This window comes from Hymenobacter segetis (genome assembly GCF_054776495.1).
Window position 1 is genome coordinate 193,542 of record NZ_BAAHBV010000003.1, and the last position, 18,373, is coordinate 211,914.

17 protein-coding genes are annotated in these 18,373 nt (G+C 60.2%); 10 read left to right on the forward strand and 7 right to left on the reverse strand.

The window, feature by feature from the left end:
* Positions 1 to 44: 44 nt before the first annotated feature.
* Together ACYU70_RS17805 and ACYU70_RS17810 are read right to left on the reverse strand one after the other, a co-directional pair.
* Positions 45 to 818, reverse strand: coding sequence for a TerC family protein (locus ACYU70_RS17805; RefSeq protein ID WP_342297052.1), 774 nt, complete (start codon positions 816 to 818; stop codon positions 45 to 47).
* Between the two features lie 94 nt (positions 819 to 912).
* The gene (locus tag ACYU70_RS17810) at positions 913 to 1,404 is read right to left on the reverse strand and encodes a YajQ family cyclic di-GMP-binding protein (protein WP_342297050.1); all 492 of its coding nucleotides are present in this window, start codon (positions 1,402 to 1,404) and stop codon (positions 913 to 915) included.
* Positions 1,405 to 1,508: 104 nt separating this feature from the next.
* Between ACYU70_RS17810 and ACYU70_RS17815 the strand changes: the two genes are divergently transcribed.
* The gene (locus ACYU70_RS17815; protein ID WP_342297049.1) at positions 1,509 to 1,967 is read left to right on the forward strand and encodes a GNAT family N-acetyltransferase; all 459 of its coding nucleotides are present in this window, start codon (positions 1,509 to 1,511) and stop codon (positions 1,965 to 1,967) included.
* Here ACYU70_RS17815 and ACYU70_RS17820 read toward each other — a convergent pair.
* Entirely contained in the window at positions 1,964 to 2,269 is a 306-nt protein-coding gene (locus ACYU70_RS17820) for an Mpo1-like protein (protein WP_342297047.1), read from the reverse strand. The two genes, ACYU70_RS17815 and ACYU70_RS17820, sit on opposite strands and share 4 nt — an antisense overlap.
* Positions 2,270 to 2,382: 113 nt before the next feature.
* Between ACYU70_RS17820 and ACYU70_RS17825 the strand changes: the two genes are divergently transcribed.
* The gene (locus tag ACYU70_RS17825) at positions 2,383 to 2,862 is read left to right on the forward strand and encodes a PaaI family thioesterase (RefSeq protein ID WP_342297045.1); all 480 of its coding nucleotides are present in this window, start codon (positions 2,383 to 2,385) and stop codon (positions 2,860 to 2,862) included.
* Between the two features lie 75 nt (positions 2,863 to 2,937).
* On the opposite strand, the gene ACYU70_RS17830 is transcribed toward ACYU70_RS17825, so the two are convergent.
* The gene (locus tag ACYU70_RS17830) at positions 2,938 to 3,945 is read right to left on the reverse strand and encodes an NYN domain-containing protein (protein WP_342297043.1); all 1,008 of its coding nucleotides are present in this window, start codon (positions 3,943 to 3,945) and stop codon (positions 2,938 to 2,940) included.
* A 386-nt stretch (positions 3,946 to 4,331) separates the two neighbouring features.
* Positions 4,332 to 5,072, reverse strand: coding sequence for a metal-dependent hydrolase (locus tag ACYU70_RS17835; RefSeq protein WP_342297041.1), 741 nt, complete (start codon positions 5,070 to 5,072; stop codon positions 4,332 to 4,334).
* A 243-nt stretch (positions 5,073 to 5,315) separates the two neighbouring features.
* Here ACYU70_RS17835 and mfd point away from each other — a divergent pair, with 243 nt between their 5' ends.
* The 4 genes from mfd to ACYU70_RS17855 are packed head-to-tail and all read left to right on the forward strand — an operon-like array spanning position 5,316 to position 11,435.
* Complete coding sequence (mfd, locus tag ACYU70_RS17840) at positions 5,316 to 8,735, forward strand: transcription-repair coupling factor (RefSeq protein WP_425293321.1); 3,420 nt, start codon at positions 5,316 to 5,318, stop codon at positions 8,733 to 8,735.
* 9 nt (positions 8,736 to 8,744) lie between these two features.
* Positions 8,745 to 9,434 carry a DUF6624 domain-containing protein gene (locus ACYU70_RS17845; RefSeq protein ID WP_342297038.1) on the forward strand — a complete coding sequence of 230 codons (690 nt, stop codon included), beginning with the start codon at positions 8,745 to 8,747 and terminating at the stop codon, positions 9,432 to 9,434.
* 10 nt (positions 9,435 to 9,444) lie between these two features.
* The gene (locus ACYU70_RS17850) at positions 9,445 to 9,897 is read left to right on the forward strand and encodes a GNAT family N-acetyltransferase (RefSeq protein ID WP_342297036.1); all 453 of its coding nucleotides are present in this window, start codon (positions 9,445 to 9,447) and stop codon (positions 9,895 to 9,897) included.
* Positions 9,898 to 9,956: 59 nt separating this feature from the next.
* Positions 9,957 to 11,435, forward strand: a complete 1,479-nt coding sequence (locus ACYU70_RS17855; protein WP_342297035.1) for a PAS domain-containing protein — start codon at positions 9,957 to 9,959, stop codon at positions 11,433 to 11,435.
* A gap of 58 nt (positions 11,436 to 11,493) precedes the next feature.
* On the opposite strand, the gene ACYU70_RS17860 is transcribed toward ACYU70_RS17855, so the two are convergent.
* On the reverse strand, positions 11,494 to 12,198 hold the full coding sequence (locus ACYU70_RS17860) for a DsbA family oxidoreductase (RefSeq protein WP_342297033.1): 705 nt from the start codon (positions 12,196 to 12,198) through the stop codon (positions 11,494 to 11,496).
* A gap of 286 nt (positions 12,199 to 12,484) precedes the next feature.
* Here ACYU70_RS17860 and ACYU70_RS17865 point away from each other — a divergent pair, with 286 nt between their 5' ends.
* The 4 genes from ACYU70_RS17865 to ACYU70_RS17880 all read left to right on the forward strand — a co-directional run bounded on the left by ACYU70_RS17865 (position 12,485) and on the right by ACYU70_RS17880 (position 16,709).
* Positions 12,485 to 13,483, forward strand: coding sequence for an aldo/keto reductase (locus tag ACYU70_RS17865; protein ID WP_342297032.1), 999 nt, complete (start codon positions 12,485 to 12,487; stop codon positions 13,481 to 13,483).
* A gap of 307 nt (positions 13,484 to 13,790) precedes the next feature.
* A complete protein-coding gene (gene proB / locus ACYU70_RS17870) occupies positions 13,791 to 14,882 on the forward strand; it encodes a glutamate 5-kinase (RefSeq protein ID WP_342297030.1) in 1,092 nt (363 codons plus the stop codon).
* 1 nt (position 14,883) lies between these two features.
* A complete protein-coding gene (locus tag ACYU70_RS17875) occupies positions 14,884 to 16,134 on the forward strand; it encodes a glutamate-5-semialdehyde dehydrogenase (RefSeq protein WP_425293320.1) in 1,251 nt (416 codons plus the stop codon).
* 89 nt (positions 16,135 to 16,223) lie between these two features.
* A complete protein-coding gene (locus ACYU70_RS17880; RefSeq protein WP_342297028.1) occupies positions 16,224 to 16,709 on the forward strand; it encodes a YdeI/OmpD-associated family protein in 486 nt (161 codons plus the stop codon).
* Between the two features lie 9 nt (positions 16,710 to 16,718).
* Here ACYU70_RS17880 and ACYU70_RS17885 read toward each other — a convergent pair whose 3' ends face one another.
* Positions 16,719 to 18,365, reverse strand: coding sequence for a hypothetical protein (locus ACYU70_RS17885; protein ID WP_342297027.1), 1,647 nt, complete (start codon positions 18,363 to 18,365; stop codon positions 16,719 to 16,721).
* Between the last annotated feature and the right edge of the window lie 8 nt (positions 18,366 to 18,373).

Consider the following 18,373-nt stretch of genomic DNA (forward strand, 5'->3'; position numbering starts at 1 on the left):
CGACCTCTGCGCCTTTTGGCTGCGCTTTCTGGAGTAAAAATTTCTTAGTCGTACTGTGAGTCGCGCAAGTGTACGGGCTTGGTTTTCTTGCGCAGGCGCAGGTTCAGCACTTCCACCGTCAGCGAGAAAGCCATGGCGAAGTAGAGGTAGCCTTTTTCGATTTCCTTGTGGGCGGCTTCCATCACCAGCATGAAGCCAATCATGATGAGGAACGACAGCGCCAGCATCTTGATGGTCGGGTTGTTATTCACAAAATTGGCCACCACGCCGCTGAAGCTCAGCATGATGCCCATAGCGCAAATCACGGCTGCAATCATCACCAACACGTTGTCCACCAGGCCCACGGCCGTGAGGATGGAATCGAAGCTGAACACGATGTCAATCACCACGATTTGCAGAATGATGCTCATCATCGACGCGCCTTTGCCGCCCATGGTTTCCTCTTCCTCCTCGCCCTGCAGCTTGGTATGAATCTCGGTGGTGCTCTTGTACATCAGGAACAGGCCGCCGGCCAGCAGAATCAGGTCGCGCCCGGTCACGCCAAACGGCTTGTCGTCCAGCCACGGGAAATTGGGCAGGTTGAACAGCGGGTTGCGCAGGCTCACAATCCAGGAAATACTCAGCAGCAGGCCGATGCGGAACACCAGCGCCAGCAGTAGGCCGATGGTGCGGCCCCGCGCCTGCTGCTCCTTCGCCAGCCGGTTCACGACGATGGAAATGAAGATGATGTTGTCAATCCCCAGCACGATTTCCATGAACGTGAGGGTGAGCAAGCTAACCCAGGTAGCGGGGTGGGCAAAAGCCGAAAAATCGTACATTAAGTAACTCTGGGGGTGATATCTGGGGTTGTGAAAAAGCTTAATCGGAGCAAGCAGCCCCGGCATTACAGCTTTCCCACCTTATTTCCTCGCGCTAGGATTTCATGTTCACGAATTGCAGCGGCAGGCCGATATCGGCCTTGCGGAGCACGGCAATGGCCGCCTGCAAATCGTCGATTTTCTTGGCCGACACGCGCACCTGGTCGTCCTGCATCTGGGCTTCTACTTTCACCTTGGCATCCTTGATGGCCTTGATGATTTTGCGGCCGAACTCCTTGTCCACGCCGGCGCGCACCTTGATGGTCTTCTTGATTAGCTGGCCGCTGGGCTGCTCATCGGCCGAGAAGTCGAGGCTGGTGCCGTCGATGCCCTGCTTCACCACGCGGCCGAGCAGGATGTCTTCCAGCGCCTTGATGCGCATCGAATTCTCCGACGACAGCAGGATGGTGTTTTCCTTTTTATTCAGCTCGATGCCGCCCTTGGTGTCGCGCAGGTCGTAGCGGGTCTGGAGTTCTTTTTGGGCCGTATTTACCGCGTTTTCGAGGGTTTGCGGGTCAACTTTGCTCACGATGTCGAAGGATGCCATGGCGGGTGGGGCGTAGTTTTGAGAAGATTAAACCGGGATTGGCCGGGCCGCAAAGGTAACGCCCCGCATCGGCCTTGGTTGCGCTCACACTTCACGTTTCCCTCATGAATTCAGCCACCGCCATCCAGCCACCCCACACCCCCGCCGAGTGGGCCGCCTACTATGCCCTGCGCTACGCCGTGCTGCGCCAGCCCTGGCAGCAGCCCCCCGGCTCGGAGCGCGTGCCGGCCGATGACGAGCCCGGCACCATCCACGCCCTGCTGCTGGCCGAAACCACCGGCCCGCCCGCCGCGCTGGCCGTGGGCATGCTCCAGCCCACCAGTGATGAACAGGGCCAAATCCGCTTTATGGCCGTAGCACCGGAGGCGGCGGGCCAAGGCTTGGGGCAGCGCGTGGTGGCTTATCTGGAAGCACAGGCGCGGGTGGTGGGCTTGCGAGAAATCGTGCTGCACTCCCGCGAAAAGGCCGTGGGATTTTATGAAAAGCTGGGCTACGCAGTGGTCGAGCCTTCGCACCTGCTGTTTGGTGAAATCCCGCATTTTCTGATGCGGAAGCAGCTTTAGAATTTCTCGCGGCCGCGCCACAAGTCGAAATACATGCGGAAATCGCCCAGCAGCGAATACCACGGGTGCTGGAAGGTGGCTGGCCGGTTGTGCTCAATAAAGAAATGGCCGACCCAGGCAAAGCCATAAGCCGCCACCACGCCGGCCGCCAGCCAGTTCCAGTTGCCAGTACGCAGCAGCATCACGAGGCAGATGATAAACAGCGTAGTGCCCACGAAATGCAGCACCCGCATACCCCGCCGACTATGCTCGCGCAGGTAGCGGGGATAAAACTCGGCAAACGTGAGTGGCTGCAAGGACATGGCGGGAATCAGAAAGAGGGGAAACTACGGCTTTTCGCCCCCGAAAAATGCCGCACTCAACAAATCAAGCAAATTTTTCGGCAAACTTGCCGTGGCAATTCCCGCCCTCACCCATGTCCGACAAAGCCCCTGTTCTCCCCGACCTCGCCACCATGGTGGCTGCTTACAACCAGATGAACCACTACGGCCGCACCAACGGCATGGAGCTGACGGTGAGCACGCCCGGCCAAATCGAATACCGCATGGTCATCCGCGACGAGCACCTCTCCTCCCCCAACACCTGCCACGGCGGCGTGCTGGCCGGCCTGATGGACGCGGCCCTGGGCGCGGCCGCCCTTTCCCTGGCCTTCACCAAAATGGAGTTGGTATCCACCGTCGAATTCAAGATGAACTACCTGCACGCCGTGCATTTACACGATGAATTGGTAGCACGCGGCGTAGTCGACCATAGCGGCAACTCGCTGGTGGTGAGCAGCTGCGTAGTCTACCGCGTGAAGGCGGGCCACAGCGATGTAGCCGTAGCGCGTGGCTTAGGCACTTTCAACCGCTACCCGGCCTCCAAACGCGACTTTGCGCAACTGTTGATGGGGTAGGCATTACCTTAGTTAAGACAAAAAAGCCCGCCAGAATTATCTGGCGGGCTTTTTTTATCTTAACGAGTAGTCGAATTACAGCTCGGCGGTGGCGTGTACGCCTACGGGCTCGTACTCGTCGTCGCCGTCGGTCATTTGCGGGGCGGGCACTTTGCGCACGTTGCGGGCGCAGTCCTCGTCGCGGTGGTTGCGGCCCACGGTGAACTCGACCCAGTCGCCTTCGCGCAGGTCGTTGAAGTCACCTTCGGTCAGGTCGGCGTAGCTGAAGAACAGGTTGTTCGGGGGCATTACCACGAAGCCAAAGCCGTTTTTCAGGTTTTTGATGGTGCTCATGCCGAGCGTGCCCACGGGGCCGGCGGCGGTGGGGCCGGTGGGACGGGCCAGTTTGGGCGCGGCAGCGGTGCTGGGCGCAAAAGCGGCGGGCTCCGACTGGTTCACAAACATGGCTTCCACCACCTCGTCCTGCTGGGCGAGGCCGCGGTCAATCACGTCGTGCATGGCCACGGGGTAGGTCACCTGCTCCAGCAGCTGCTGCGAGGCGCGCGTAACACGGGTTTCACCCTTGAAGTCTTCGTATTTGAAGTCCCAGTTCAGCAGCATCACGCGGGTGCCCACGGTGTTGAGCTTGCGGATGAGGGGCACGTAATCGGAATCGCCGGCGATGAGCACGACCACGTCGAGGGTTTTGTGCAGGGCGAGTTCGAGGGCTTCGAGGCTCAGCCACACGTCGATGCCTTTTTCCTGGAGGCGGCCGTCGCGGGTTTTGAGGGCCATGTAGTGCGTCTGCACGCCCAGGTTCATCAGGATGTCGTCGAGCAGGCGGTCGTGGAACAGACGGTCCTTGTCGCGGGCTTCGGTGGCGGAGAGGCGGCCGCGGAAAAAGTGGGCATCGGTGATTTGCGCCAGGCGCACGTCAACATCTTCTTCCTCAGCAACTTGGTGGCGAATGTACTCGTGCAGGCCTTCCAGACTAATGCGGGCTTTGCGTTCGTGCTGGAAATAATAATAGTCGCTAATTTTTAAGAAATAGTTGCCGTCATAAAAGACACCAACCCGAATCAAGGGGCTGTTCATCTGGTTCATGGGATGCGTTAAGTAAAGTTAGAGAAGTGTTTTGAGTGGGACTAGGAGTGTGAATCAAGAGAAATGCCGGAACCACACGCGACAAATTACTCGTCACCCGTTCCAGCTTTCAGTATAGTCAGTAGGCAACCCCAGGCAGCAAAGCGGCCCGATAGAAGGCGGCCGTTGATGGGATTAAAATGTAGCTTAATTGATTTTAAAGGATACCGGCTGGCGAAAACGATTGAAAACGCAGAATAATAACACGATTCAATACAAAATCGACCCTATTTTACCAGCATATCTGCTGCGAAGCTAACGGTCTTAGCTGACTTATGCAACAGCGCCCACAATCAAGCGGATGGCGTTTCTGGTACCACTGCGCCAATCGGCGGAGCCGCGCCCGGCTAAAAGCCCATGTGCCCCACCACCAGCCCCAGCACCAGCAGCGCATAGCCCACGCAAATGCCCACTTCCAGCAGGTTGCCGCTGGCCGAGCCGGTGCTGATAAGCGGCACTTTAAAGGAGAACTCCGAGATGGGCAAAAACCACCTCACACCCGATTTGGTGAGGGTATCGGCCACCAGATGGGAGGCGTAGCCGCTGCCCGCGTACAGGGCCACGCCGCGCCAGCCGAGGTGCTGGTCGGCGAGGTAGCCGATGTAGGTCCAGAGCGCGGTGGCCCAGATGGTGTGCGTCCAAGAGCGGTGCGCGGTGAAGGGCGCCAGCGCCACAAACGTGCCCAGCAGGCTTAGCCACAATTGCTCGGTATAGAGGCCGGCCACCACCGTGCCCAGGCCCGTGAACAACAGCGCCAGCCGCCGCGTGGAGCCGCCCTGCATCCCCACGCCAATCAGCCCAAAGGCCAGCGCGCCGGTGTAGAACAGGCGTTGCTCGGCCCCAGGCCGCAGCTGCAGGTAGGCGTAGGCGGCCAGGGCCAGCGCTGCGGCCACAAAGGCCCAGCGCACATAAGTCTGGGTGAAACCGAGGCGCTTGCTGAGGCGGCTATCGGGGTGGTCGAGGTCGGGGGCGAGGCTGGAGAAGCCGGCCAGGGCAATACCGGCCAATGAGAACGGAATGCCCGGGGCCAGCCCGGCCACGGCCACGCCGGTGATGAGGCCGATGGCCAGGTGAGAAGAGCCGCGCATGCAAGGAATGGGGAATTGGGGGCACGAAGCTACCAGTTGTCCTGCTGAGCACCGCGAATTAGCGCGTGATTATCGCAAATCGATTAGTGGTCAATTCCACATTATTCAGATTCTTCGTGCCGCTCAGAATGACGAGGCTAGTCCGGAAACCTTCGTTACCATTGCGGTGTATTTACCCCGCTGCCCGACCGGATTTTCATCTGGCCGGGCTACTTCATTTGCCCTGTCCTAGCCTGATTCTTTGTGCAAGTAGCTGACTTTCTTCGTTTATATCGCCTTTCCCCCGAGCTCCAGGTGCTGGCCTCCCGCTTGCGCGAAGCCGCCAAGCCCAACCCCAGCAGTCTCCGCCTGCACCTGCGCGGCCTAGTGGGCAGCCAGGACGCGGTGGTAGCGGCCGCGGTGGCGCACGCCCAGCACCCGCACGTGTTCATCATGCACGACAAGGACGAGGCGGCGTATTTCCTGGCCGATTTGCAGCACCTGCTGCCGGAGGGACCGGAAGTGCTGCTGTTCCCAAGCTCCTACAAGCGGCCCTACCAGTTTGACGAAACCGAGAATGCTAACGTGCTGATGCGCGCCGAGGCGCTGAACCGCATCAACACGACGCGGGCGGCCAGCACGGGCAACAGCGTGTTTATCGTGACCTACCCGGAGGCGCTGACGGAAAAGGTGATTAACCGGCAGAGTTTGGTTAAAAACACGTTCAATGCGAAGGTGGGCGACAAGCTGGACGTGATTTTTTTGGGCGAGCTGCTGGGCGAGTACGATTTTGAGAAGACGGATTTCGTGTACGAAGCGGGGCAATACGCGGTGCGCGGCGGCATTGTGGACGTGTTCAGCTACGCGAATGAATTGCCGTTTCGGCTCGAATTATTCGGCGATGAAATTGAGAGCATTCGGACGTTTAATCCCGAGACGCAATTATCGGTAGAGGCGCGGCCCAGCATCAGCATTATTCCCAATGTGCAGACCAAGATGCTGACCGAAACGCGGGAGGCATTCTTTGATTTCCTGCCCCGCACGGCCTGTATCTGGGCCAAAGACGTGCGTCAGACGCTGGACGTAGTGACGGAATTATTCGAGAAAGCGGAGGCGAATTTTCAGCAGATGCTGAGCGAAAGCGGCGGCATGCAAATAGTGAGCAAGCCGGGAGATTTATTTGAATCGGGCAAGAGCTTTAAGAAGCTGCTCGATGAATTCGCGGTGGTGGAATTCGGAAAGCGGTTTCATTTCAAAAACGCCGACACGTTTCAATTTAGCGCCAAGCCGCAGCCGAGTTTCAATAAGGAATTCGAGCGAATGGTGAAGAATTTGAAGGAAAACCAGCTGCGTAATTTCACCACGATAATTACCGCCGATACCGTGCGGCAGGCCGACCGGCTGCGAACGATATTTGACGAGTTGGACAACAACGTGCAGTTCCAGCATTTGCTGATGGCGCTGCGCGAAGGCTTTATTGATGAGCAGCTTGAATTGGCCGTTTATACCGACCACCAGTTGTTTGAGCGCTATTACCGGGCGCAGGAAGCGCGGAAATTCTCGAAGAAAAAAGCGCTGACTTTGCGCGAATTAAAAACGCTGCAACCGGGTGATTACGTGACGCACCAGGATTATGGAATTGCGCGTTTCGCGGGCCTGACGCAGGTGGAAATTAACGGGCAGATTCAGGAGGCTATTCGCCTCGTTTATCGGGATGATGACTTGCTGACGGTTAGCATTCACTCGCTGCATAAGATTGCGAAATACAGCGGCGCGGAGGGCTCGCCGCCCACGATGAGCAAGCTGGGCTCGCCGGAGTGGGAGAACAAGAAGAAGTCGGTAAAGAAGAAGGTGAAGGACATTGCGGCCGACCTTATTCGGCTCTATGCCAAGCGGAAGACTGCGCCGGGCTTCGCGTTTTCGGTGGATGGATTTTTGCAGGCGGAGTTGGAATCGAGCTTCATTTACGAGGACACGCCCGACCAGGCCAAGGCCACGGAGGACGTGAAAAACGACATGCAGCAGCCCCACCCGATGGACCGGCTGATTTGCGGCGATGTGGGCTTTGGCAAGACGGAAATTGCCATTCGGGCGGCGTTCAAGGCCGTGGCCGATGGCAAGCAGGCGGCCGTGCTGGTGCCGACGACTATTCTGGCGATGCAGCACTACAAGACCTTCCGCGACCGGCTGGCCACGCTGCCGGTGACGGTGGAATACATCAACCGGTTTAAGTCGACGAAGCAGATTAAGGAGACATTAGGGCGCGTGGCGGAGGGCAAAACCGATATTCTGATTGGCACGCACCGGCTAACCAATAAGGACATTAAGTTTAAGGATTTGGGCATCCTAATTATTGACGAAGAGCAGAAATTCGGCGTCAAGACCAAGGACAAGCTCAAGGAACTGAAGGTGAACGTGGACACGCTCACGCTCTCGGCCACGCCGATTCCGCGTACGCTGCACTTCTCGCTGATGGGAGCGCGCGATTTGAGCGTGATTGCCACGCCACCGCCCAACCGGCAGCCGGTGAACACGGAGCTGCACGTGTATGACGAGATTCTGATTCGGGACGCGGTGGCGCGGGAATTGAAGCGCGGCGGGCAGGTGTTTTTCGTGCACAACCGCGTGAAGGACATTGAGGAAATGGCCGGCACGATTCTGCGACTAGTGCCGGATGCGAAAATCACCTTCGCCCACGGGCAGATGGACGGCGAGATGCTGGAAAAGCGCATGATGAAGTTCGTGGAAGGCGAGTACGATGTGCTGGTTTCAACAAACATCATCGAAAGTGGGCTCGATATCCCCAACGCCAACACCATCATTATCAACCGCGCCCACCTGGCCGGCCTTTCAGATTTGCACCAGATGCGCGGCCGCGTAGGCCGCTCCAACCGCAAGGCCTACTGCTACCTGCTGACGCCGCCAGTGGCGCAGCTGCCGGCCGATGCCCGCAAGCGCCTGAGCACGCTGGAGGAGTTTTCGGACCTCGGCGCGGGTTTCAACGTGGCCATGCGCGACCTGGATATTCGCGGCGCGGGCAATTTGCTGGGCGGTGAGCAGTCGGGCTTTATCAATGATTTGGGCTACGAGACTTACCACCAGATTTTGGACGAGGCGGTGACGGAATTGAAGGAAACTGAATTCCGCGACCTGTTTCTGGGCGATGCGAACTCGCAGCAGCGGCTGCAGCTGGCGGCCGGCGCGGGCCGCGTGCAGGAGTGCAACGTGGAAACGGACCAGCAGGTGCTCATCCCCGAAAAGTACGTGAGCAACGTCTCGGAGCGATTACAACTTTATGCCAAGCTCGACCGCGCCCAGAAGCCGGAGGAGCTACGCAAGCTGCTGGCCAGCATGGTGGACCGTTTCGGGCCGATGCCACCGGAGGTAGAGCAGCTGGCCGACATTGTGCGGCTGCGCTGGCAGGCCTGCAAGGTGGGCTTCGCCAAAATCACCCTCAAGCGCGACACGCTGAAGGGCTACCTGCCCGCCGACGACGACCACAAGGCCTACTTCCAGGGCGAGCAGTTCGGCACCATCCTCAACTACGTGCAAACGCACCCGCGCACGGCCAAGCTGAAGGAACACAAGGCCCAGCTCATTGTGACGTTTGAGGAAGTGCGGTCCATTCAGCAGGCCAAGCGCGTGCTGAGTGAGCTGGGCAGCGAGGAGGCAGTGACGGCGTAATTTGACAGCATGAAATCTCTGTTTTTCGTCTTGCTGCTGGGGCTGCTGCCACAACTCGCCGCTGCCCAAACGACGCCGCAGAATGCGCGCCTGAAGCACGAACTGGACAGCATATACGCCGTGGACCAGAAGTGGCGCAGCATGCTCTTCGACCCACACCAGCGGCACCGGCCCGACTCGCTGGCCCGTGCGCTGGGCGTGACGCGGGAAAGCCTGCCCACCTACATCCCGGGCCAGATGCTACGCACGGATTCGACCAATCTGGTGCGGGTGAAGCAGATTTTGAAACAGTACGGCTACCCCGGCAAGACGCTTGTGGGCGAGCCCACGAACGAGGCCGCGTGGTACGTCATCCAGCATTCCGACGACATCGACCACTACCTGCCGCTCATCAAAAAGGCTGCTAGCAAGGGTGAATTACCGTTTTACCTCTACGCCCAGATGCTGGACCGCCAGCTGATGCGCGACGGCAAGGCGCAGATTTATGGCACCCAGGCGTTTGGCTACAGCGTGCTGAACCCCCAAACCGGCCGGCGCGAGGCGCAGCCGCCCTTCGTGTGGCCTATTCAGGAGGCGGCCAGCGTGAACGAGCGCCGAAAAAAGGCCGGCTTCCCAACCACTGTAGAGCAGAATGCCGCTAATTTGGGGATTCAGTACCGTGTATTGACGTTGAAAGACGTTGAGAAAATGCCCAAATAGAACCCCGCTTATGACCATTCGCTGGCATTGCCTTCCCTTCGCCGCCCTTCCAAGCCTGATTCTCTACGACCTGCTGCGCCTGCGCTCCGAGGTGTTTGTGGTAGAGCAAAACTGTGCTTTTCAGGATATTGACCGGCTGGACATGGATGCCCACCACCTGCTGGGCTACAACGAAGCCGGCGAGCTGGCCGCCTACGCCCGGCTCTTCGATGCGGGCAAGAGTGGCGAGCAGGCCAGCATCGGCCGCGTGATTGTGGCGCAGCCCTTCCGGCAGTACGGCCTGGGCCGCGAACTGATGCGGCAGGCGCTGGCCTTTTCGGATTCCTTATTCGGCCCACAGGCCAATAAAATAGGGGCGCAGCAGCACCTGGAGCGGTTTTACAACGAATTCGGTTACGAGCAGTCGGGGCCGATGTATGTGGAGGACGGCATTCCGCACATTCCCATGGTGCGGCCCGCCTAGCCAAGTTGTTAAAATCTGCGTATTTCGCACTCCATTATCGCCGTCCTCACATCTGATTTATGCCCACCCTTGCTTCGGACCTGTTATCCATCTTTAGTGCCCTGCCCAGCGCCAGCCTGCTGCTTTCGCCCGAACTGCTGATTGAGGCGGTCAGCGACACGTACCTGACCGCAACCGGCATGAAGCGTTCCGATATGATTGGGCGCTACGTATTCGACGTATTTCCCGACAACCCCGATACCCCGGAAGCACACAGCGTGCGCGATGTGCGCGCCTCGATGGAGCAGGTGGTGGCTACCGGCCAGCCGCACGAGCTGCCCGTGCAACCCTACGACACGCCCGACCCGGCGCAGCCCGGCCAGTTCATTGAGCGCTACTGGCAGTCCCGCAATGCGCCGGTGCTTGATGAGCAGGGCCGCGTAACGCACCTGCTCCACACCGTGGTCGACATCACGGCCCAAACCCGCGATGCCCGGCAGCTACACGATGCGCAGGTGCGCGAGCAGGCAGCCCGCGAAGCCGCCGAATGGCAGCGCGGCGAGCTGGCCCGCATTTTTGAGCAGGCTCCAGTGGCCATTGCCACTTACCGCGGCCCCCAGTTCGTCATTGAGCTGGCCAACCCCAAGGTGTTGGAGCTATGGGACCGCACGCCGGCGCAGGCCATCGGCACGCCGCTGTTCGAGCTGCTGCCCGAGATTACCGGCCAGGGCTTCGATGACCTACTGAATGAGGTGATGGCCACCGGCAACCCGCACGTAGCCAAGGAAATGCTCTCCACCATTGTGCGCAATGGCCAGCCCGAGTCCGTGTACTGGAACTTCGTGTACCTGCCGCTGCGCGAAGACGACGGCACCATCACGGGTGCCATGGTGGTAGCCACCGAGGTGAGCGAGCAGGTGCAGGCCCGCCAGCAAATCCAGGACCTCAACGACCAGCTCGCGGCCGTGAACCGTGCCCTGCACGAAAGCAACGCCGAACTGCTTACCAATCAGGAGGAAGTATTGAAAGTGCAACAGCTGCTCGAAGGCAGCGTGGCCGAGCGCACCAAGCAGCTCGAAACCGCCCTGGCCGATGCCGAGCAGCACCGTACTTCCGCCGCCCAGCAGCAGCGCCTGCTGAGCCAGATTCTGGGGCAGGTGCCGGCCAGCATTGCCACGCTCACCGGGCCGGAGCACCGCTTTTCATTCTTCAACGAGCACTACCAGGAGCTGTCCGGCGGCCGCACCCAGCTGGGGCTCACGGTGGCCGAAGCACTGCCGGAAGTGGTGGAGCAAGGCTTCATCGGCCTGCTCGACCAAGTCTATACCACGGGCGTGCCTTTCCAGGGCCGCGAAATGCCCGTCCAACTCTACGACCCCACTACGGACCGCCCGGAGCTCCGCTATGTCGACTTCACCTATCAGCCGCTGCTCAGCGAGCAGGGCGCTACGCTGGGCATTCTGGCCTTCATCGTGGATGTGACCGACAAAGTGCTGGCCCGCCAGCAAGCCGAAGCGCTACAGGAACAGCTGCGCTCCGGGACGCAACCAATCCACTAATATTATTAAAAAAGCCTCAGCAGTGTTTGCTGAGGCTTTTTTAATGATGTTTTTTTCGCTACACTTCGCAGCCGTCGGGGCCGCAGGCGTCACCGTCGGCCACCATGGTCAGGGCGGGTTTGGTGGGCTTGAACTCATCATACACCTTCTCCAGCACTTCGGCGAATAGCTCGCTGGGTTGCGCGCCGGACACGGCGTATTTGTCCTCAAATACGAAGAAGGGCACGCCGCGCACGCCGATTTGCTGGGCCTGATATTCATCGAGGCGCACCGCATTTGCGTAGGTGCCGGCCGTGAGGGCTTCGCGGCTTTCGGTGGCATCGAGGCCGACTTCGGTGCCGAGCTTCACCAGCGTGTCGAGGTCACCGATATTCTGGCCTTCGAGGTAGTAGGCGGCCATCAGGCGCTCTTTGGTGGCATCCTGCTTGCCGTGGTGCGCGCCGAGATGGATGAGCTGGTGCGCCAGAAAGGTGTTGGCCGGAATGGTTTTATCGAATTGATAATCCAAGCCCACTTCCTTGGCGGCGGTGGTCATGTAGTCGTTCATTTTGCGGCCTTCCTCCACCGAAACGCCCTTTTTCTTGGCCAGCGACTCGTGGATGCTCTCGCCGGGAATGGGCTCGAAGTCGGGCGTGAGCTGGAAGCTGTGCCACACCACTTCCACTTCGTCGCGGTGCGCGAAGTCTTTGAGGGCATTTTCAAACTTGCGCTTGCCGATGTAGCAGAACGGGCACACCACATCGGACCAGATTTCAACTTTCATATCGTTGGGTATTTTGAAGCAATGGAAGTGGCTAAAAGAAACTGATGGGGCGAAAAGTTTCGGGTGAAGATTGAAGATGATTGGAACGTCATGCTGAGCGCAGTCGAAGCATCTCTACCGCACAACGCAATTCATTTAGTATTGCAGTAGAGATGCTTCGACTGCGCTCAGCATGACGTGCTTTTCCTTCCTCTCTTCCCTTGCTCCACAACCTTCATCCCCAAAGCCCGGTTAACACCCCCGGCCCCAACGCGGCCATTTTCCTTCAACCCGACCATCAATCCTCATGGAATATCAAAAACTAGGCTCCTCCGACGTTTCCGTTTCGCGCATCACCTTTGGCAGCTGGGCAGCCGGCGGCTGGATGTGGGGCGGCACCGAGCAAAACGACGCCGTGGGCGCCATCCACGCCAGCTACGAACTGGGCGTGACCAGCATCGACACCGCGCCGGTGTATGGCATGGGCTTCAGCGAGGAAATCGTGGGCGAAGCCATCAAAAGCCTGCCGCGCGACAAGGTGCAAATCCTTACCAAATTTGGCATGCGCTGGGATTTGGCGAAAGGCGATTTCGCCATGAAAACCAAGGACAACGACGGCCACGACCTCGACGTGTACAAGTACGCCGGCCGCGACAGCATCATCAAAGAGTGCGAGAACAGCCTGCGCCGCCTCGGCACCGACTACATCGACCTCTACCAGCAGCACTGGCCCGATGTGACCACCCCGATTGACGAAACGATGGAAGCCGTGAGTCGCCTCATCGAACAAGGTAAAGTGCGGGCCGCCGGCGTGAGCAACTACTCGGTGGCCCAGATGCAGGAAGCCGAAAAGACCCTGAATATTGTTTCAAACCAGGTGCCTTATAGCATGCTGCGCCGCGATATTGAGGCCGACGTGGTGCCGTACTGCATCGAAAACAACAAGTCTATTCTGGTCTACAGCCCCTTACAATTAGGACTGCTCACCGGCAAAATGAAGCCCGGCCAGGAGTTCGGCGAAGGCGACCTGCGCAACGGCAACCGCTTCTTCACCCCCGAAAACGTGAAGCGTGTGAACACCGTACTCAACAAAATCCGCCCGCTGGCCGAAACCAAAAACGCCACCCTCAGCCAGCTCGTGCTGCGCTGGACGCTGGCGCAGCCCGGCATATCGGTGGCGTTGGTAGGGGCGCGCAACCCCGAGCAGGCCGTGCAAAACGCCCGCGCCATGAATTTCCAGCTCACGTTTGAGGAGGTGGATTTTATCAACAAGCAGCTGCGGGAGCTGGCACCTGCCATCGCCTAGCCGCCATCCGCCCAAACCAAACAAGTTGCCCTCGGACCCAAACCAGTTGGGTTCCGGGGGCAACTTGTTTGGGTCCGACCCGAACCGGTTGTCTTCCGAACTGAACCGGTTGCTCGCTGAGCATAACTAGTTGCCTTCGGAACCGAACCAGTTGCCTTCGGAACCTAACTGGTTGTCTTCATAACCGAACTGGTTACCTTCCGAGCTGAAGCAGTTGTCTCCGGAACTGAACCGGTTGTTATCGGAAGGCAAGTGCGGGCGGGCAGAGCGGCGGGCACATCTTTGCAGGGCTATTAACGCATTGCCCATGCCCCTCCCCTATCGCCGCCTCGTCGTCAAAATCGGCTCCAACGTCCTCACCCAGGACAACGGCTTGCCCGACCTGCCCCGCATGGCCCACCTCGTGGACCAGATTGTGCAGCTCAAAGCCCAGGGGCTCGAAGTCATCGTGGTATCATCGGGCGCGGTGGCAGCGGGGCGCAGCCTCATCACCGTGCCGGCCCAAGCCGATGCCGTGCGCAGCCGCCAGCTCCTGGCCGCCGTGGGCCAGGTGAAGCTGCTGAGCACCTACGCCGAGCTGCTGGCCAAGCACGGCCTGCTCTGCGCCCAGGTGCTGGTGACCAAAGAGGATTTCCGCGACCGGCAGCACTACCTCAACATGCGCAACTGCTTCCAGGAGTTGCTCCAGCAGCAGGTCATTCCTATTGTGAATGAGAACGATGTCATTTCCGTCACGGAGCTGATGTTTACGGACAATGACGAGCTGGCCAGCCTCATCGCGGCCCAGCTCGATGCCGATGCGCTGATTATTCTCAGCAACGTGGACGGCATTTTTACCGGCGACCCGCGCCTGCCGGACTCCGAGCTGATTCGGGAAATCGCGCCGGCTGATACTGGTTTCGAGCAGTTCATCACCGCGCAGCGCTCGCAGTTTGGGCGCGGCGGCATGCTCACCAAGTGCCACATGGCGCACAAAGTGGCCAAGCTGGGTATCAGCGTGCACATTGCCAACGGCAAAACGACGGATATTCTGCCCGGCGTGCTGGCCGGCACTGCGCTCAGCACCTGGTTTCGGCCCAGCAAAACGGCCTCGGGCAAAAAGAAATGGCTGGCCCACGCGCATAGCGCCGTGAAAGCCACCGTGCGCGTGAACGCCGGGGCCCGCGCCGCCCTCAGCACGCCCGGCAAGGCCGTGAGCCTGCTGCCGGTGGGCATTCTCGGCATCGAAGGAGAATTTAAAAAAGGTGATATTGTACAGATTGCCGACGAAGCCGGCCTCTCGCTGGGCCTCGGCATTGCCGAATACGGCCTCGATAAGGCCTTGGAGCGGCTGGGGCACCAGCACCAGCGCCCGTTGGTGCATTATGATTACCTGTTTCTGAATCCTGACCTCGCCTAACGTGGACCTGAGCCCGCAATTTCAAGCCACCCGGCAGGCCAGCCGCCTGCTGGCCGCCTTCGCCCCCGCCGCCACCGATGCGCTGCTGCGCGACCTGGCCGATGCGCTGGTGGCCGAAACCAGCTTTCTGCTGGCCGAAAACACCCGCGACCTGGCCGGCATGCCCGAAACCGACCCGCGCCACGACCGCCTCCGCCTCACGCCCGAGCGCCTGGCCGGCATCGCTGCCGACCTGCGCACCGTGGCCGCCCTGCCCTCGCCGGTGGGCGCAATTCTCAGCCAGAAAACAATGCCGAATGGCTTACAGCTAAGCAAAGTGCGGGTACCGCTGGGCGTCATCGGAATTATCTACGAGGCCCGTCCCAACGTCACCATCGACAGCCTGGCGCTGTGTCTGAAAACCGGCAACGCCTGCCTGCTGAAGGGCGGCTCGGATGCCGCGTTTTCCAACGCCGCGCTGCTGGCGGTGGCCGCGCCCGTGCTGGCCCGCCACGGCCTGCCGCCCGCCGTGGCCACGCTGCTGCCGCCCGAACGCGCCGCCACCGAGGCGCTGCTGCGGGCCGTGGGATTTGTCGATGTGGTGATTCCGCGCGGCAGCCAGGTGCTCATCAACTACGTGCGGGAAAATGCGCGGGTGCCCGTCATCGAAACCGGGGCCGGCGTGGTGCACACTTTCTTCGATGAAACCGGCGACCTGACCAGCGGCGCGGCCATCATCGCCAACGCCAAAACCCGTCGCGTGAGCGTGTGCAACTCGCTGGATTGCCTGTTAATCCACGCCAGCCGACTGGCCGATTTACCGGCGCTACTGGCCCCTTTGGTTGCCGCCGAAGTGCAGCTGTTTGCCGATGCGCTGGCCTACGTCGCGCTGGCCGGTCACTATCCGGCGGCCTTGCTGGCTCCTGCAACGGCGGAGCATTTCGGCACCGAGTTTCTCTCCCTGAAAATGGCCGTAAAAACCGTGGCTTCGCTGGATGAAGCGTTGGAGCACATTGCCCAATTTGGCTCGAAACACAGCGAAGCTATTATCTCGGAGGATGCGGTGAACCTCGAAACCTTCCTCAATGCCGTGGATGCGGCGGCCGTGTATGCCAATGCCTCCACTGCTTTCACCGATGGCGGGCAGTTTGGGCTGGGGGCCGAAATCGGCATCAGCACCCAGAAACTGCACGCCCGCGGGCCGATGGGCTTGGAGGAATTGACGAGCTACAAATGGCTAGTGCGCGGCACCGGACAAATCCGAAATTCATAAAGGATGTAGAGACGCATATTTGCGTTTTGTCGGCCGCGCCATTCATATTCGTTTAACGACGAGACGCAAATATGCGTCTCTACACTCCGATGTCTTCACCCATCCATTTCCGCGCCGTGCTGGAGCCGGGCGGCCCCAGCTTCATGCCCACCCAAACTATCGTGGTGCCGGCTGAAGTGCTCGAAGTCCTCGGCGGTAAGGCCGCGAAGCGCGTCATCGTCACCATTCGAGGGCAGGCGCTGCGGCTGGGATTGCTGCCCTTGGAAGGCGGCGGGCGCTACCTCATGCTGAACAAGGATGTGTGCAAAGCCGTGGGCATTGCGCTGGGCCAGGAGCTGGAAATCAGCATAGCCCCCGACCCAAACCCCGACCACGTGGACCTGCCCGACGAGCTAGCCGAAGCCCTGGCCGCCTGGCCTGAGGCCGAAACAGCTTTCAACAATTACAGCGGAGCGCACCGCCGGGCCATGGCCCGGCTAGTAGCCGAAGCCAAACAGCCCGCCACCCGCGCCCGCCGCGCCGTAACGCTGGTGGAACGACTGGGTCGCGGGCTGCATCCATTTCGGGGCGACTAAGCGCCGGTTCTAGCGCTTCTCGATGCGCTGCACCGCGCTGCCCACCTTCAGCACGTACAGCCCGGCAGGAATGCCGGCCAGCGAAATTTCCTGGAGCTGGCCGCCCACCAGCGTGTCGTGCCGCAGCAGTTGGCCCGTCGTCAGGCTTAGCAGGCGCATTTCGCAGGGTGTGGCCGTCGCGGCGGTCAGGTCGAGAGTGAGGCGGTCGGTGGCGGGGTTGGGATAGAAGTTGAGGGATTCGTAGCTCGCCTTGCGGCCTACGGTTACGACCGGCGAGTATTCGGCGCTGCCATCCAAATCAACCTGCCGCAGGCGGTAGTAGCTCAGGCCGGCCAAGGGCGCGGCATCGGTGGTGGCGTAGTCGGTGGCGGTGGTCGAATTGCCCTGGGCCGCTACCTCGCGCACGGTGCTGAATTCCTTGCCGGTGGCGCTGCGCTCTACCACAAACCAGGCGCTGTTGCGCTCCGTGGCCGTATTCCAGCGCAGCTGCACGGTGCCTTTCACCGCTTCGGCCGTGAATGCCGTGAGCTCAACGGGCAGGGGCCGCAGCGAGCAGAAACTAGTGCTGGGACCCACGCTACCCGTTTGCGAGTCGAACCCGATAGCATTGCCGGAATCACAGAAATCGAGGCGGCCCACCATGCCAAAGGCCCCCGCATTGGAGGAATAGCCGGAAGTGGTGAAGCTGCCCCGATACGGCGCGGCCGGCCCCGTCATGCTCCCGCCGCTCATGTTGGCGAAGTTGGCGGTGGTCGAAACCACGCCGGCATTGCTCACGGTGCCGTAGTTCACAAGTTGGCCCGTTACCCGGAACGTGGCCCCGCGGCTGTTGGTCAGCAGCGAGTTGGCGCTGATGTCGCCCATGCCCTGCGTCAGGGTCATGGCTCCGCTGTTGGTGATGGTGGTGTTGCTGCCCATGCCCAGGGCGCGGTCGAGCGTAGCCGTGGCGCCCGCGTTGTTGACGAAGCTATTAGGGCCGGTACTAGGGAAGTTGAAGCCCCGCGTCCAGGTCGCGCTGTTGTTGATGGCCAGGGCCGTACCGGGGTTGAGGTTCGTCGTCCAGCTGCCGCTGAAGTGGTTGATGGTAAGACTGCCGGAGTAGTTCAGGTCGGAGGCCGTCCAGTTGCCCCGGTTGTTGATGACGGTGGTGCCGGTGGGCGTGAAATAAGCCGTCCAGGTGCCGTTGTTGTTGATGGTGCCGCTGGGCAGGCCGTTAATCTGGCTGCCCCAGTTGGCGTAGTTATTAATCACGATGCCGCTGGCGGCGAACCGATTGTCTACGTACCCGGTCCAGGTAGCATTGGTCACCGTGGCACTGCCGTTGTTGATGGTAACCGGCGCGTTCAGCGTAATATTCTGCGAGGTAACATCGCCCAGGTTGGTGATGACCGTGCCGAGCACGCCGCTTTTCACCAGCACCGTCCCGGTTATATCGCCCCCGTTGTTGACGATGGTCGCGTTATTGCCCTCTATGGTTATCGTACCCTCGTACTTCACGTTGAAGCGAATGGAGATACTTTCTCCGGCTTTCAGGTTGAAGTCGCTTTTTTTAGTCGAATTGCCCACGTCATACGTCTGAGCCTGAGCCTGCCCGGCAGTGCCGGCAATGGCCAGCAGCAGTATCCCGGCGTACCCGCAACGGCGGGCGACCTGCATGAAAGAAC